This window comes from Pseudomonas sp. A2, assembly GCF_023100865.1.
Lineage (GTDB): Bacteria > Pseudomonadota > Gammaproteobacteria > Pseudomonadales > Pseudomonadaceae > Aquipseudomonas > Aquipseudomonas asiatica.
In genome coordinates this window covers 2198310-2214057 of the sequence record NZ_CP039127.1, presented here as the reverse complement: position 1 = coordinate 2214057, position 15748 = coordinate 2198310, and the positions used below count along the sequence as shown (strand labels likewise).

At 64.2% G+C, this 15748-nt stretch carries 17 protein-coding genes; 7 read left to right on the top strand and 10 right to left on the bottom strand.

Annotation, left to right across the window (positions count from 1 at the left end; genetic code table 11):
* Positions 1 to 48: 48 nt before the first annotated feature.
* The 7 genes from E5221_RS10335 to E5221_RS10305 all read left to right on the top strand — a co-directional run bounded on the left by E5221_RS10335 (position 49) and on the right by E5221_RS10305 (position 7207).
* The gene (locus E5221_RS10335) at positions 49 to 999 is read left to right on the top strand and encodes a DMT family transporter (RefSeq protein ID WP_039615305.1); all 951 of its coding nucleotides are present in this window, start codon (positions 49 to 51) and stop codon (positions 997 to 999) included.
* Between the two features lie 150 nt (positions 1000 to 1149).
* Entirely contained in the window at positions 1150 to 4065 is a 2916-nt protein-coding gene (locus E5221_RS10330) for a monovalent cation/H+ antiporter subunit A (RefSeq protein ID WP_061551523.1), read from the top strand.
* Positions 4065 to 4409 carry a Na+/H+ antiporter subunit C gene (locus E5221_RS10325; RefSeq protein ID WP_013971840.1) on the top strand — a complete coding sequence of 115 codons (345 nt, stop codon included), beginning with the start codon at positions 4065 to 4067 and terminating at the stop codon, positions 4407 to 4409. Before E5221_RS10330 ends, E5221_RS10325 begins: the two co-directional genes overlap by 1 nt.
* Positions 4406 to 6085 carry a monovalent cation/H+ antiporter subunit D gene (locus tag E5221_RS10320; protein ID WP_061551522.1) on the top strand — a complete coding sequence of 560 codons (1680 nt, stop codon included), beginning with the start codon at positions 4406 to 4408 and terminating at the stop codon, positions 6083 to 6085. Before E5221_RS10325 ends, E5221_RS10320 begins: the two co-directional genes overlap by 4 nt.
* Positions 6082 to 6570 carry a Na+/H+ antiporter subunit E gene (locus tag E5221_RS10315; protein WP_003259013.1) on the top strand — a complete coding sequence of 163 codons (489 nt, stop codon included), beginning with the start codon at positions 6082 to 6084 and terminating at the stop codon, positions 6568 to 6570. Before E5221_RS10320 ends, E5221_RS10315 begins: the two co-directional genes overlap by 4 nt.
* A complete protein-coding gene (locus tag E5221_RS10310) occupies positions 6567 to 6845 on the top strand; it encodes a K+/H+ antiporter subunit F (protein WP_003259015.1) in 279 nt (92 codons plus the stop codon). The genes E5221_RS10315 and E5221_RS10310 overlap by 4 nt, the downstream gene beginning before the upstream one ends.
* A complete protein-coding gene (locus tag E5221_RS10305; RefSeq protein WP_003259017.1) occupies positions 6842 to 7207 on the top strand; it encodes a Na+/H+ antiporter subunit G in 366 nt (121 codons plus the stop codon). The genes E5221_RS10310 and E5221_RS10305 overlap by 4 nt, the downstream gene beginning before the upstream one ends.
* Before the next feature lie 12 nt (positions 7208 to 7219).
* On the opposite strand, the gene E5221_RS10300 is transcribed toward E5221_RS10305, so the two are convergent.
* The 10 genes from E5221_RS10300 to E5221_RS10255 all read right to left on the bottom strand — a co-directional run bounded on the left by E5221_RS10300 (position 7220) and on the right by E5221_RS10255 (position 15658).
* Positions 7220 to 7432 (bottom strand): hypothetical protein, encoded by a 213-nt coding sequence (locus E5221_RS10300; protein WP_003259019.1) that lies wholly within the window; start codon positions 7430 to 7432, stop codon positions 7220 to 7222.
* Positions 7429 to 7899, bottom strand: coding sequence for a hypothetical protein (locus E5221_RS10295; RefSeq protein WP_003259020.1), 471 nt, complete (start codon positions 7897 to 7899; stop codon positions 7429 to 7431). Before E5221_RS10295 ends, E5221_RS10300 begins: the two co-directional genes overlap by 4 nt.
* 409 nt (positions 7900 to 8308) lie before the next feature.
* A complete protein-coding gene (locus tag E5221_RS10290) occupies positions 8309 to 8500 on the bottom strand; it encodes a hypothetical protein (protein WP_015269656.1) in 192 nt (63 codons plus the stop codon).
* Between the two features lie 178 nt (positions 8501 to 8678).
* Complete coding sequence (locus E5221_RS10285; RefSeq protein WP_003259022.1) at positions 8679 to 9083, bottom strand: TraR/DksA C4-type zinc finger protein; 405 nt, start codon at positions 9081 to 9083, stop codon at positions 8679 to 8681.
* An 8-nt stretch (positions 9084 to 9091) separates the two neighbouring features.
* Positions 9092 to 9433, bottom strand: a complete 342-nt coding sequence (locus tag E5221_RS10280) for a hypothetical protein (RefSeq protein WP_247847313.1) — start codon at positions 9431 to 9433, stop codon at positions 9092 to 9094.
* Between the two features lie 669 nt (positions 9434 to 10102).
* Positions 10103 to 10876 (bottom strand): enoyl-CoA hydratase, encoded by a 774-nt coding sequence (locus E5221_RS10275; protein WP_023662690.1) that lies wholly within the window; start codon positions 10874 to 10876, stop codon positions 10103 to 10105.
* A gap of 13 nt (positions 10877 to 10889) precedes the next feature.
* Positions 10890 to 12017 carry an acyl-CoA dehydrogenase gene (locus tag E5221_RS10270; protein ID WP_247847311.1) on the bottom strand — a complete coding sequence of 376 codons (1128 nt, stop codon included), beginning with the start codon at positions 12015 to 12017 and terminating at the stop codon, positions 10890 to 10892.
* Positions 12018 to 12025: 8 nt separating this feature from the next.
* Entirely contained in the window at positions 12026 to 13219 is a 1194-nt protein-coding gene (locus E5221_RS10265) for an acetyl-CoA C-acyltransferase (protein WP_247847309.1), read from the bottom strand.
* Between the two features lie 11 nt (positions 13220 to 13230).
* Entirely contained in the window at positions 13231 to 13998 is a 768-nt protein-coding gene (locus tag E5221_RS10260; protein ID WP_013971831.1) for an SDR family NAD(P)-dependent oxidoreductase, read from the bottom strand.
* A gap of 13 nt (positions 13999 to 14011) precedes the next feature.
* Positions 14012 to 15658 (bottom strand): acyl-CoA synthetase, encoded by a 1647-nt coding sequence (locus E5221_RS10255; RefSeq protein ID WP_247847306.1) that lies wholly within the window; start codon positions 15656 to 15658, stop codon positions 14012 to 14014.
* Positions 15659 to 15748: the final 90 nt, after the last annotated feature.

The window sequence follows — 15748 nt, the reverse complement described above, 5'->3', positions numbered from 1 at the left end:
GCCCACTTTGCGGCGATTGTGCGCCGCCCCTTCCGAGTGCGCAAGACCATGAGCCAGCCCAGCAGCAAACCGACCCCTGCCATTGCCTTTCGCCTGAGCAAGGCCGAATTGGTGCTGGTGTTCATCACCATGCTGTGGGGCGGCACCTTCCTGCTGGTGCACAACGTGATGAGCGTCAGCGGCCCGATGTTCTTCGTCGGCCTGCGCTTCGCTGCAGCCGCGCTGTTCGTCGGGGTGGTCTCGGCGCGGGCGCTGCCAGGGCTGACCTTCACCGAACTGAAGGCCGGCATGCTGATCGGCGTGTCGATCATGCTCGGCTACGGCCTGCAGACCATGGGCCTGCAAACCATCAGTAGCAGCCAGTCGGCGTTCATCACCGCGCTGTACGTGCCGTTCGTGCCGCTGCTGCAATGGCTGGTGCTGGGCCGGCGCCCCGGCCTTATGCCCAGCATCGGTATCGGCCTGGCGTTCATCGGCCTGATGCTGCTGGCCGGCCCGGAGGGTGGCAGCCTGCACTTCAGCGAAGGCGAGCTGGTAACCCTGGTCAGCGCCGTGGCCATTGCCGGCGAAATCATCCTGATCAGCCGCTACGCCGGGCAGGTCGATGTGCGCCGGGTCACCGTGGTACAGCTGGCGACCGCCTCGCTGCTGGCGTTCCTGATGATCGTGCCGACGCAGGAGCGCATACCCGATTTTTCCTGGCTGCTGCTGACCAGTGCCGTGGGCCTGGGCGCCATGAGCGCGGTGATCCAGGTAGCCATGAACTGGGCGCAGAAGTCGGTCTCGCCCACCCGCGCCACCCTCATCTATGCCGGCGAACCAGTATGGGCCGGGATCGTCGGGCGCATCGCCGGTGAGCGCCTGCCGGGCGTGGCACTGCTCGGCGGCCTGCTGATCGTGATCGCGGTGGTGGTCAGCGAACTCAAGGTGCGCCGCCCGCGCGAGGTGGCCGAAGCGCGGGAAGTGACGGATGAAGGTGAACGCCAGGCTGGCCTGTAAAGCCGCCAACTGCGGCTATGCTTTGTAAGAATCTGTTATAAAAAAACAGCTTGTCACAGCCTGTTTGTAGGATTCTGCGACAGCTTGCGTGTTGGTGATCAACCCCTCGGCACGTATGATTCTTTGCAAACTTCTCCAGAATAGAACGCTATGTCATTGATAGTGCTATTGCTTCTGCCGTTCGTGGGCAGTTGCCTGGCAGCCGTGCTGCCGCACAACGCACGTAACGCGGAGTCCATTCTCGCCGGGCTCGTGGCCCTGGTCGGCACTGTCCAGGTAGCACTGCTGTACCCTCAGGTTGCCCACGGTGGCGTGATTCGCGAAGAGTTCCTCTGGCTGCCCAGCCTGGGGTTGAACCTGGTGCTGCGCATGGACGGCTTCGCCTGGCTGTTCTCGCTGCTGGTGCTGGGCATCGGTACGCTGGTGTCGCTGTACGCCCGCTATTACATGTCGCCACAAGACCCGGTGCCGCGCTTCTTCGCCTTCTTCCTCGCCTTCATGGGCGCCATGCTCGGCCTGGTGATCTCCGGCAACCTGATCCAGCTAGTGTTCTTCTGGGAACTCACCAGCCTGTTCTCGTTCCTGCTGATTGGCTACTGGCACCACCGTGCCGACGCCCGCCGCGGCGCCTACATGGCGCTGATGGTCACGGGCGCGGGCGGCTTGTGCCTGCTGGTGGGTGCACTGCTGCTCGGCCATGTGGTCGGCAGCTACGATCTGGACAAGGTCCTGGCTGCCGGCAACACCATTCGCCAGCATGCGCTGTACCCGGTGCTGCTGCCGCTGATCCTTATCGGCGCCCTGAGCAAGAGCGCACAGTTCCCCTTCCAGTTCTGGCTGCCCCATGCCATGGCAGCGCCCACCCCGGTATCGGCTTATCTGCACTCGGCGACCATGGTCAAGGCCGGGGTGTTCCTGCTGGCGCGCCTGTGGCCGGTGCTGTCGGGCAGCGAAGAGTGGTTCTGGATCGTCGGCGGTGCCGGCGCCCTCACCCTGCTGCTCGGCGCCTTCGCCGCCATGTTCCAGAACGACCTCAAGGGCCTGCTGGCGTACTCGACCATCAGCCACCTGGGCCTGATTACCCTGCTGCTGGGCCTGAACAGCCCGCTGGCCGCGGTCGCGGCGGTGTTCCACATTCTCAACCACGCCACCTTCAAGGCCTCGTTGTTCATGGCCGCCGGCATTATCGACCACGAAAGCGGTACCCGTGACATCCGCCGCCTCAGCGGGCTGATACGCCTGGTGCCATACACCGCCACCCTGGCCATGGTGGCCAGCGCCTCGATGGCCGGCGTGCCGTTGATGAACGGTTTCCTGTCCAAGGAAATGTTCTTCGCCGAAACGGTGTTCATCAGCTCCACTGCCTGGGTCGAGGCCACGTTGCCGGTGGTCGCCACCCTGGCCGGCACCTTCAGCGTGGCCTATGCCCTGCGCTTCACCGTCGATGTGTTCTTCGGCCCCACTGCGCAGGACCTCCCGCACACCCCACACGAACCGCCACGCTGGATGCGTGCGCCGGTCGAATTGCTGGTGCTTACCTGCCTGGTGGTGGGCATCTTCCCTGCCCAGTCGGTCGGCCCGCTGCTGGCCGCCGCCGCCCTGCCTGTGGTGGGCGGCACCCTACCGGAATACAGCCTGGCCATCTGGCATGGCTGGAACGCGCCGCTGATCATGAGCCTGGTGGCCATGAGCGGCGGTATCGTGCTTTACCTGCTGCTGCGCAAGCAGCTGCGCCTTGGCCGCTTCCCCTACCCACCGGTGATCGAACGCTTCAATGGCAAGCGCCTGTTCGAACACGGCCAGGTGCAGCTAATGCTGCTGGCGCGGCGCATCGAGCGCCTGCTCACCAGCCGCCGCCTGCAATCGCAGCTGTTCATGCTGGTGCTCGCCGCCTTCCTCGCCGGCCTCACCCCCATGCTCTACAGTGGTCTCAGCTGGGGCGACCGGCCGAAGATTCCAGGTTCGGGCGTGTTTGTCGCGCTGTGGCTGATCGCCATCGCCTGCGCCATCGGCGCTGCCTACCAGGCCAAGTATCACCGTTTGGCGGCGTTGATCATGGTCAGCGTCTGCGGCCTGATGACCTGCATCACCTTCGTCTGGTTCTCCGCGCCCGATCTGGCCCTGACACAGCTGGTAGTGGAAGTGGTCACCACCGTGCTGATCCTGCTCGGCCTGCGCTGGCTGCCGCGGCGGATCGAAGGCGTATCGCCGCTGCCGGGCAGCCAGGAGCGTGCGCGCATGCGTCGCCTGCGCGACCTGCTGCTGGCGGTGCTGGTAGGTGGCGGTATGGCCGTGCTGTCCTACGCCATGCTGACCCGGCCGACGCCGAACGACATTTCCTCGTTCTACCTGAGCCGGGCACTCCCCCAGGGCGGTGGCACCAACGTCGTCAATGTCATGCTGGTCGACTTCCGTGGCTTCGATACCCTCGGTGAAATCACCGTACTGGTGGCTGTGGCGCTGACCGTGTTCGCCCTGCTGCGGCGCTTCCGCCCGCCCAAGGAAAGCATGCAACTGCCGGCGCAACAGCGTCAGCTGGCACCCGACGTGGTCACCGACCTGATCAACCCACGGCATGCCACCGACACCGCCCTGGGCTTCATGATGGTGCCCGCGGTGCTGGTGCGCCTGCTGCTGCCGATCGCCCTGCTGGTGTCGATGTACCTGTTCATGCGTGGCCACAACCAGCCCGGTGGCGGCTTTGTTGCGGGCCTGGTGATGTCGGTGGCGTTCATTCTGCAGTACATGGTGGCCGGCACCCAGTGGGTCGAGGCGCAGATGAGCCTGCGCCCGCTGCGCTGGATGGGCACCGGGCTGCTGTGCGCAACCCTGACCGGCGCGGGCGCCATGCTGCTGGGCTACCCGTTCCTCACCACCCATACCGCCCACCTGCACCTGCCGTTGCTCGGCGATGTGCACGTGGCCAGCGCGCTGTTCTTCGATGTCGGGGTGTTCACTGTGGTGGTCGGCTCGACCCTGCTGATCCTTACCGCCCTGGCGCACCAGTCGGTGCGCGCCTACCGCCCGGGTAACCCGGCGAAAACCAGCCAAGCAGGAGCCGCCTGATGGAAGAAGTGATTGCAGTTGCCATCGGCGTGCTGGCCGCTTCGGGAGTGTGGCTTATCCTGCGCCCGCGAACCTACCAGGTGATCATGGGCCTCTGCCTGCTGTCGTACGGGGTCAACCTGTTCATCTTCAGCATGGGCAGCCTGTTCATCGGCAAGGAACCGATCATCAAGGACGGCGTGCCCCAGGACCTGCTGCACTACACCGACCCGCTGCCGCAGGCCCTGGTGCTCACCGCCATCGTCATCAGCTTCGCCATGACCGCGCTGTTCCTGGTGGTGTTGCTGGCCTCGCGCGGCCTGACCGGTACCGACCACGTGGATGGCCGGGAGCGTGACGAATGAGTGGCATGAGCCAATTGATCATCGCGCCCATCCTGCTGCCCTTGGTTACCGCGGCATTGATGTTGCTGCTGGGCGAGAAACACCGGCAAACAAAGGCCTGGCTGAACCTGCTGTCGACCTTTGCCGGCCTGGCCATCGCGGTCAGCCTGCTGCTGTGGGTGCGCACCCAGGGCCAGGCGGAATCGATCGGTGTCTACCTGCCGGGCAACTGGCCGGCACCGTTCGGCATCGTGCTGGTGGTAGACCACCTGTCGGCCCTGCTGCTGACCCTCACCGGCATCATCGGTTTCAGTGCCCTGCTGTTTGCCCGCGCTCGCTGGGACGGTGCCGGGGCCAGCTTCCACGCACTGTTCCAGATCCAGCTGATGGGCCTGTACGGCGCCTTCCTCACCGCCGACCTGTTCAACCTGTTCGTGTTCTTCGAGGTGCTGCTGGCCGCTTCCTATGGCCTGCTGCTGCATGGCTCGGGCCGCGCCCGGGTGCGTGCCGGCCTGCACTACATTGCCATCAACCTGTTCGCCTCGTCGCTGTTCCTGATCGGCGCAGCGATGCTGTATGGCGTGACCGGCACCCTGAACATGGCCGACCTGGCGCTGAAGATTCCGTTGGTGCCGGAGGCCGACCGTGGCCTGCTGCACGCTGGCGCGGCGATCCTGGCCATGGCCTTCCTGGTCAAGGCCGGCATCTGGCCGCTGAACTTCTGGCTGGTACCGGCCTATGCCTCGGCCAGCGCGCCGGTGGCAGCGCTGTTCGCCATCATGACCAAGGTCGGCCTGTATGCCGTGCTGCGCCTGTGGACTCTGCTGTTCTCGGGGCAGGCCGGGGCCTCGGCGCACTTCGGTGGTGAATGGCTGGTGTACGGTGGCCTGGTCACCCTGGCGGTGGCGGCAGTGTCGATCATGGCCGCGCAGCGCCTGGAGCGCATGGCCGCCCTCAGCATCCTGGTTTCAGCCGGCACCCTGCTCGGCGCCGTCGGTTTTGCGCAATCGGCGCTGACCGGCGCGGCGTTGTTCTATCTGGTCAATTCGACCCTGGCGCTGTGCGCGCTATTCCTGCTCGCCGAACTGGTCGAACGTTCGCGCTCGGCCAACGAAGCACCGCTGGACGACGAAGAAGACGCCATGCCGCCACCACTGGAATCACTGCACCCGCCCAAGGGCATCAACCTCGACGATGAACAGAAGGTGGTGATCGGCCAGATCATCCCGTGGACCATGGCCTTCCTCGGCCTCAGCTTCATCGCCTGCGCCCTGTTGATCATCGGCATGCCGCCGCTGTCGGGCTTTGTCGGCAAGCTCAACCTGATCAGCGCGCTGTTCAACCCGCAAGGGCTGGGCGTGCCTGCCGAGCAGCCGCTGGGCATGGCGGGTTGGGGCCTGGTGGCGTTGCTGGTCCTGTCTGGCATGGCCTCGCTGATCGCCTTCGGCCGCGTCGGCATCCAGCGCTTCTGGAAGCCTGAAGAGCGCCCATCGCCGGTGCTGCGCCGCTATGAATGCTTGCCCATCGTCATCCTGCTCGGCCTGTGCTTCATCCTCAGCTTCAGGGCCGAGCCGCTGCTGCGCTACACCCAGGACACCGCCGCCAGCCTGCAGGCCCCCGACACCTATATCCAAGCCGTGATGGCCGCCCGGCCGATTCCTGGCCCCACCTCGCTCGACGTACAGGTGCAGCCATGAATCGACTGTTCCCGGCACCGCTGTTATCGGTTTCGCTGTTCGGCCTGTGGCTGTTGCTGAACCTATCAGTCAGCCCCGGCAACCTGCTGCTGGCTGCCGCGCTCGGCGTGCTTGCGCCGCTGCTGATGGCACCGCTGCGCCCGCAGCATGCCCATGTGCGACGGCCGCTGGCCATCGCCCGGCTGATTGGCCGGGTCGGCATCGATGTGATCATGTCCAATCTGCTGGTTGCCCGTGGCGTGCTGCGCGCCGGCAAGCAGCCGCCGCGTTCGGCCTTCGTGCACATCCCGCTGGCCCTGCACGACCCACATGGCCTGGCGGCGTTATCGATGATTACCACGGTAGTGCCCGGCACGGTCTGGTCCGAGCTGGCGCTGGACCGCAGCGTGTTGCTGCTGCATGTGTTCGACCTGGACGATGAGGCGGCCTTCATCCAGCACTTCAAGGACACCTACGAACGCCCGCTGATGGAGATTTTCCAATGACAGGCCTGCTCGCCAATGCTGTCCTCGCCAGCCTGTTCATCTTCGCCCTGGCCATGGCCCTGGCACTTATCCGGCTGTTCCGCGGCCCGTCCGCCCAGGACCGGGTGCTGGCGCTGGACTACCTGTACATCCTGGCGATGCTGACCATGCTGGTGCTGGGAATCCGTTATGCCAGTGACACCTACTTCGAAGGTGCCCTGCTGATTGCGCTGTTCGGTTTCGTTGGCTCGTTTGCCCTGGCCAAGTTCCTGCTGCGCGGTGAGGTGATCGAATGACTGAAACCCTGCAACTCCCCTTCTGGCTGGAGCTGGTCACTGCCGCGCTGCTGCTGACCGGCAGCCTGTTCGCCCTGATCGGTGCCGTGGGCCTGTTGCGGCTGAAGGACTACTTCCAGCGCATGCACCCGCCGGCACTGGCTTCGACCATTGGTGCCTGGTGCGTGGCACTGGCTTCGATCATCTACTTTTCCTGGCTCAAGGAAGCCCCGGTGCTGCACGCCTGGCTGATTCCGATCCTGCTGTCGATCACCGTGCCGGTGACCACACTGTTGCTGGCCCGGGCGGCGCTGTTCCGCAAGCGCATGGCGAAAGAGCCGGTCCCTGAGGAAGTCAGCAGCGGCCGCGATCGAGGCAACTGACAGGTCGCCGCCTCACCCTTGGGCCAGGCGCTGCAACTCGCGCCGGACCATGGCCGCATAAGGCGGCGGGCCGAGGCGATACAATTCCCCTGCCACCCAGTTCAACCAGGCGCCTTGCAGTTCTTCGCGCCTGGCCAGCAAACGCTCGGCCTCGGCCACGGCATCCGCCTGGTGCTGCCGATGGAACTCGGCACGCGTGGCAGGCGCGTCGTCACTGTGGGTCATTCACTGGCCTTGAAGGTGGTCAGCTCACCCTTGCGCCATTTGGCAACCTTGCCGGTCACCGCCTTGAGCAACTTGCCCAGGCCTTCCTGCACTTGTTGCTGTGCGGCGAATACCAGCATCACACCGTGGCCTTCACGGAATACGATGCCCTCGCCTTCAGGCACCGACACGAAGGCATAGTCGCCCACGCCATATACGTTCAACTTGATTTCGCGAAAGCGCATTTCCAGTTTGCCGCCTTCGCGGCTGGGCAGCACGGCGGCGCGAAAGTGGTCGCCGACCTTCAGTTCCAAACGCTGCTTGTCATCGACGACCAATGCGCTTTCGGTGTCGATTTCGGCCATGTACAGGCCTTCGGGACTCTGTTCCGTAACATAGACAAAGCGGCCCTGGAACAGCTGGGCCAATTTACCGCGCAAGTCGCCCAAGGCGAACAACGCATGGGTATCAAGAGTGCTGACTGCCAATGAAGTAATCCTCAACCGGTTACAACCCGCCCTCACCCAAAGCTCGGTGAGGCACGGCCATTTCTTATCGATAGGCGAAAAGAGTAATAAAGCGATATGCGAAATGTCTGCGCCCGCTGGCGATGCAGCGTGCGGGAATCTTTACCCTGGCTTGCCAGATCTGGCCTCAAATACAGGCTTTCGGCATATTCCCGATTCGGGAAGCGCAATGTCTGACAGCAAAACCGCCAGAAAAAATGCGACAGGCAATGCCAGAGCGCACGTAAGAACGGGCCCTGCAATCCATCAGCGCATTACTGGGGAAAGAATATGCACGAAAACACCGAAATTCGTCGAGAGGCAAAGTACATTTCTTACAAGCGAACGCCCTGAACAACACCCCTTCGCTTGCCGGCAGCACTCACGGCGCTCAGGCAGCCAGGCCCTTCTTCAACTGCTGCCAGGCCGCCTGGCACTCCAAGGCCTCTTCACGGGTGGCAAATGCGGTACCACGGCGTTCGCCATTGACCAGCACCACCCAGCAGATACGTTTACCCAGCGCCCGCATCGAGGCTGGCACACCAGAACCAATCATCACGGCTACATCGACCCGGCTATTCATCATTCCCTCCGGAATTTAATTAGCACCCTAACGATAAAGTGATGATACGCCTGCTTACGGCGCTGAAACAGCGCATCCCGGTACAGCAGTGTTACGTGCAGGGCAACAAAACCGCCGCCGACAAGAAACGCAAAAAGCCCCAGGGATCGCTCCGTGGGGCTTGGCACACCGCGCGGGGTTACACCTGGCGCTGGTGGCGGTCGAGCTGCTCGTGGCGCTCCTGGGCTTCGATGCAGTACTTGGTGGTCGGGCTGATCAGCAGACGCTTCAGGCCGATTGGTTCACCGCTGTCATCACACCAGCCGAAGCTTTCGTCGGCAATACGGTCCAGGGCCATTTCCAGCTGCGGCAGCAGGCGCTGGTCGCGGTCGATGGCATTCACCAGCCAGCTACGCTCTTCTTCGACCGAAGCCACGTCGGCAGGGTCCGACGGGGTGTCCAGGCCTTCGATGGTGGCACGGCTCAGCTCGATGCGTTCATGGGTTTCGACTTTCATCGCCTGCAGCAGGCCAGCGAAGAAAGCCAGCTGGTCAGCGTTCATGTAGTCATCGGCCGACATGGCCAGCAACTGTTCCTTGGTCATCGATTTCTCTATGAAAAAATGTGCATTTGGGCGATTCGGGTGCCGCCGACGCCTCGGCATCGGCAGCAGAATTCTTCAAGCGCCAACCGGCACTCTTTTACAGGGGGCGGCAGTCTAAGGCGCCACGTCGCGTGGAGCAACTGCAATTGGGTGCGAATTTGCTTCCGGTGCCCACATTCCGCCAGTCGGCGCCCTCTGCTCTGGCTCTGGCTCTGGCTCTGGCTCTGGCTCTGGCTCTTGATCTTGATCTTGATCTTGATCTTGATCTTGATCTTGATCTTGATCTTGATCTTGATCTTCGCGACTTCAGGAGGCCGAGCAGAGGTTTTGCGGAGGGAGGTGACGGGCATGGATGCCCGTCAAGCGCTGAGGCCCCATGGATGGGGCCTGCAGCGCGTCCTCCCGGGAGCAAGACCGGAGCGAGGGAACCCCGTAGCGTAGCGGAGGGGCCGGATGATGGGAGCGCAGCGTTTTTTGGTTACTTTTTGTCGCGTTTGACAAAAAGTGACTCGCCGTAAGGGCGAAAAGGTGAGTAAGCGTCGCCATCGTAAATGGACTATGCGCGAGATCAAGACCAGTACGTTTCCGCTCTTCGCTCTTCGCTCTTCGCTCTTCGCTCTTCGCTCTTCGCTCTTCGCTCTTCGCTCTTCGCTTTCAAGCGTGGGCATCAACAACAAGGTCAACATTCATTTTCGAAGGTGGCGCTTAATCACCTTTCCGCCCTTACGGCGGGTCACTTTTTGTCAAACGCGACAAAAAGTAACCAAAAAACGCTGGCTCCCATCATCCGGCCCCTACGCTTCGCTCCGGGGTCCCCTCGCTACGGGCCTGCTCCCGGGAGTACGCGCTGCAGGCCCCATCCATGGGGCCTCAGCGCTTGACGGGCATCCATGCCCGTCACCTCCCTCCGCAGTCCCTTCGCTCGGCCTCCTGAAGTCGCAATCGGCGGCGCCTGAGCTACCGTGCGCTTAGAAGCAAAGCAAAAGCAAAAGCAAAAGCAACGGCAATGCCGATTCCAATCAACGATCCTTGAACTGCGCCTCGCGCTTGGCAATGAACGCAGCCATCCCCTCTTTCTGGTCTTCGGTAGCAAACGCCGCATGGAACACCCGCCGCTCGAAGCGCACACCTTCGCTGAGGGTCACTTCGAACGCACGGTTGACGCTCTCCTTGACCATCATGCTCACCGGAATCGACTTGCTGGCAATGGTCGCGGCCACCTTCAGCGCCTCTTCCACCAGCTCAGCCTGCGGCACGATACGCGCCACCAACCCGGCACGCTCCGCTTCCTCAGCCCCCATCAGGCGACCGGTCAGGCAAAGTTCCATGGCCTTGGCCTTGCCCACCGCGCGGGTCAGGCGCTGGGTGCCGCCCATGCCCGGCAGCACGCCAAGGTTGATTTCCGGCTGGCCAAACTTGGCATTGTCCGCCGCCAGGATGAAGTCACACATCATCGCCAGCTCGCAGCCACCGCCCAGGGCAAAACCGGACACCGCGGCAATGATCGGCTTGCGCCGGTTGGCAATGCGGTCGGAATCGCTGAACAGGTCGTCAACGTAGATTTGCGGGTATTGCAGCTCGGCCATTTCCTTGATGTCGGCACCAGCGGCAAAGGCCTTGGCGGAACCGGTCAGCACCACGCAGCCGATGTTCGGATCGCGCTCGAGCTGGTCCAGGGCCTGGTTGATCTCGCCGACGATCTGTGCGTTCAGCGCATTCAGCGCCTGCGGGCGGTTGAGGGTAATCAGGCCGACCTTGCCGTGGATATCCAACAGGATAGTTTCGAATGCCATGCAGTCTGCTCCTTCAAAGATTGCGCGCAATGACCATGCGCTGAATGTCGCTGGTGCCTTCGTAGATCTGGCAAACCCGAACGTCGCGGTAAATCCGCTCCAGCGAGAAGTCGCTCAGATAGCCATAACCGCCCAGGGTCTGCAAGGCATCCGAACAGACCTTTTCGGCCATTTCCGAGGCAAACAGCTTGGCCATCGACGCTTCCACCAGCGCCGGGCGCCCGGCATCGCGCAGCGCGGCAGCGTGCAGCACCATCTGCCGGGCCACGGCAATCTTCGTCGCCATGTCGGCCAGGCGGAAGGCCACCGCCTGGTGCTCGATCAGCGCCTTGCCGAAGCTCTGCCGCTCGTTGGCGTAGTCACGCGCCACTTCGAACGCCGCGCGGGCCATGCCCACCGCCTGCGAGGCGATGCCGATGCGGCCGCCTTCGAGGTTGGCCAGGGCGATCTTGTAGCCCTCGCCTTCGGCGCCCAGGCGGTTGGCCACCGGCACGCGCACATTGTCGAAAACGATCTGGCAGGTGTCGGAGGCGTGCTGGCCGAGCTTGTCCTCAACCCGCGCCACCTGGTAGCCCGGCGAATCGGTGGGCACGATGAAAGCACTGATCCCGCGTTTGCCGGCGTCCGGGTCGGTCACGGCAAACACGATCACCACCCCGGCGTTCTGCCCGGAGGTGATGAACTGCTTGCTGCCATTGAGCACGTAGTGGTCGCCATCCAGACGCGCACGGGTCTTCAGGCTGCTGGCGTCGGAGCCTGCCTGCGGTTCGGTCAGGGCGAAGGCGCCGAGCATCGCACCGCTGGCCAACGGGGTGAGGAACTGTTCTTTCTGCTGCTCGCTGCCAAAACGCAGGATCGGCACACAGCCCACCGAGTTGTGCACGCTCATGATGGTCGAGCAGGCGCCGTCACCGGCGGCGATTTCCTCCAGGGCCATGGCATAGGCCACGTAGCCGGTGTCGCTGCCGCCCCACTGCTCCGGCACCAGCATGCCGAACAGGCCCAGCTCGGCCATCTCGTCGATGGCCTCCTTGGGGAAGCGGTGTTCCTTGTCCCATTGCTCGGCAAACGGCTTCAGGCGCTCCTGGGCAAAGGCGCGTACCGCGTCGGCGATCTGTTGTTGCTCGTCAGTTACCAGCATGGTTCACCTCAGTACAGGCATTCGACAGCCATGGCCGTGGCCTCGCCACCGCCAATGCAGATGGCCGCCACGCCACGGCGCAGGTTGTTCTGGCGCAGGGCCGACAGCAGGGTCACCAGGATGCGCGCGCCGGAAGCGCCGATCGGGTGGCCGAGGGCGCAGGCGCCGCCATGGATATTGACCTTGTCGTGCGGCAGGTCGAGGTGCTTCATGGCCGCCAGGGTGACCACGGCGAAGGCCTCGTTGATCTCGAACAGGTCGACCTCGGCCAGGTTCCAGCCGGTGCGTTTCATCAGCTTGTCGATGGCACCGATCGGCGCGGTCGGGAACAGTGCCGGGGTGTCGGCAAAGGCGGCGTGGCCGTGGATCACCGCCAGCGGCTTGAGGCCGCGCTTGTCGGCTTCGGAGCGGCGCATCAGCACCAGCGCCGCAGCACCGTCGGAAATCGAGCTGGAGTTGGCGGCGGTCACCGTGCCGCCTTCGCGGAAGGCCGGCTTGAGCTGCGGGATCTTGTCCAGGCGCGCCTTGGGCGGTTGTTCGTCGTCCTTGATGACGCGCTTCTCCTTGCCCTCGGTAACCTCGACCGGCACGATCTCGGCAGCAAAGCGACCACTCTTGATAGCGTCCTGGGCGCGGGTCAGCGAGGCGATGGCGAACTGGTCCTGGGCTTCGCGGCTGAAGGCATCGGCCTGGGCGCAGTCTTCGGCAAAGGTGCCCATCAGGCGGCCCTTGTCGTAGGCGTCTTCCAGGCCGTCCATGAACATGTGGTCGATGATTCTGCCGTGGCCCATGCGGTAGCCGCCACGGGCCTTGTCCAGCAAATACGGTGCGTTGGTCATGCTTTCCATGCCACCGGCCACCACCACATCGGCGGTACCGGCCAGCAGCAGGTCATGGGCCATGATCGCCGCCTGCATGCCCGAACCGCACATCTTGTTCAAGGTGGTGCAGGTGGTGTGCTTGTCCAGCCCGGCGCCCAGCGCGGCCTGGCGCGCCGGTGCCTGGCCCTGGCCAGCCGGCAGTACGCAGCCGAACAGCACCTGCTCGACACTGGCAGCATCGATGCCGGCACGCTCCACGGCACCACGGATGGCGGCGCTGCCCAGCTGCGGCGCGGTCAGGCTCTTGAGGTCGCCCTGCAGGCCGCCCATGGGCGTGCGCACGGCGCTGACGATAACGATCGGGTCATTGGCGAGGGTCATGTTCGCTCTCCTTACTTGGCAGCCATGCGCAGTGCGCCGTCGAGGCGGATAACCTCACCGTTGAGCATGCTGTTCTCGATGATGTGGCGGGCCAGCGCGGCATATTCCTGCGGGCGACCCAGGCGCGGAGGGAATGGCACGCCGGCGGCCAGCGAGGCGCGTACTTCCTCGGTCATGCCGGCCATCATCGGCGTTTCGAAGATGCCCGGGGCGATGGTCATCACACGGATGCCGAAGCGCGCCAGTTCGCGGGCGGTCGGCAGGGTCAGGCTGGCGATGGCGCCCTTGGAAGCAGCGTAGGCCGCCTGGCCGATCTGGCCGTCATAGGCGGCGATGGAGGCGGTGTTGATGATCACCCCGCGCTCGCCACCCTCATCGGCCGCCCCTTCGGCCATGGCCGCGGCGGCCAGGCGCAGCAGGTTGAAGCTGCCGATGAGGTTGACGTTGATGACCTTGGCAAAGCTGGCCAGGCCATGCGGGCCCTGTTTGCCCAGCACTTTCTCGGCACCGACGATGCCGGCGCAGTTGACCAGCCCGTGCAGGCTGCCAAAGGCGCTGACGGCCGCATCGACCGCCGCCTGGGCGGCCTGCTCGTCGCTGATGTCGGCCACCGCGAAACGGGCGTTTTCGCCGAGTTCGCGGGCCTTGGCTTCGACGGCCTGGGCATTGAGGTCGACCAGCATGACCTTGGCGCCGGCCTCGACCAGCATCTGCGCGGTGGCAGCACCCAGCCCGGAGGCGGCGCCGCTGACGATGAAGTGTTTGTTGGCTATTTGCATGATCGGTTTCCTTTCAGGCGCTGGCAGGGGTGGCCTGTTGCGCTTGTTGTTTGGCGACTTCCTGGTTGCGCAGGATGAAGCGTTGCAGCTTGCCGCTCGGGGTCTTGGGCAGCTCGCTGACGAATTCGATTTCCCTTGGGTAGGCATGGGCGTACAGGCGCTGGCGCACGTGCTGGCGCAAAGCCTCTTCAAGCTCGGCGCTGCCCTGGTAACCGCTGGCTAATACCACGAAGGCCTTGATCAGCTCGGTGCGCTCCGGGTCCGGTTTGCCGATCACCGCCGCTTCGATCACCGCCGGGTGCTCGATCAGTGCACTCTCCACGTCGAACGGGCCGACCCGGTAGCCGGAGGTGGTGATCACATCGTCGCTGCGGCCGACGAAGCTGATGCTGCCGTCCTGGTTCAGTTCGACGGTGTCGCCGCTGAGGTAGTACTTGCCGACGAAGGCTTTGGTCGGCAGGCCGTGATAGCCCGCGAACCAGCACAGCGGCGACTGCTCGCGGTCGACCGCGAGGATGCCCGGCTGGCCGGCGGGCAGTTCGTTGCCCTGCTCGTCCAGCACCACGATGCGGTGGCCGGGGATGGCAAAGCCGGCCGAGCCGAGGTGTACCGGGTGCTGCAGGCCATGGTGGTTGCACAGCACCATGCCCAGCTCGGTCTGCCCGTAGTGGTCGTGGATGGTCACGCCCAGTTCGTCGGCAAACCAGCGAATCACTTCCGGGTTGAGCGGTTCGCCGGCACTGCTGACCACCCGCAGGCGGCCCTTGATCGGTGCCGAGAAGTCATCCCCGGCGGCAATCAGCAGGCGGTACGCGGTGGGCGAGCCGGCCAGGTTGGTGATGCCCAGCTTGTCGATCACCCGTGCGCAGCTTTCAACACTGAACGGGCCATCGTAGAAGGTGGTGGCATGGCCCAGCGACAGCGGGCCGGTGACCGCGTAATACAGGCCATAGGCCCAGCCCGGGTCGGCCAGGTTCCAGAAGTTGTCCTCGGGGCGCAGGTCGATGGCATCGCGCATGTAGCCCTGGAACGCGACGATGGCACGCAGCGGCACTTCCAGCGGTTTGGCCGGGCCGGTGGTGCCGGAGGTGAACATCAGCAGGAACGGGTCGTTGCCCGAGCGCATGACCGGCTCGCATTTGTCTGCGGCATTGTCCAGGCACTGCTGGAAGTCCAGCTCGCCACTGCGGGCATTGACGGTGATGATGGTCGGGCAGGCGTGCACATCGTCCAGCTTGGCGCGGTTGTGGCTGTCGGTAACGACCACGCGGGCGTGGGACTGCTCCAGACGATGTTCGATGGCCTTGGGGCCGAACGCGGTGAACAGTGGCTGGTACACCGCCCCGAGGCGCCAGGTGGCGAGGATGGTGACCAGCAGTTGGGGGGTGCGCGGCATCAGCCCGGCGACCCGGTCACCCGCACCAACGCCTTGCGCTTGGAGCACATTGGCGAAACGGGCCGCCAGTGTTTGCAACTGATCGAAGCTCAACCGCTCGCTGTTGCCCTCGCGGTCTTCCCAAACCAGTGCGGTCTTGCCCTCACCGGCATGGCGATCGCAACATTCGACACAGGCATTGAGGGCTTCGAGGTTGCCATGCAGCGCCGCCGCAGCGGCCTGGCCATGGTCGAACGCACGAGCGGCCTCGGTGTAATCGCGCATCGTCGGACTCCTGGTTTCTTGTTTTTGGAGTTGAACCATCGGTCCGACGATGTTCGCGCCGCGTTGGCGTCGCGGCAATGGCCTAAGTTG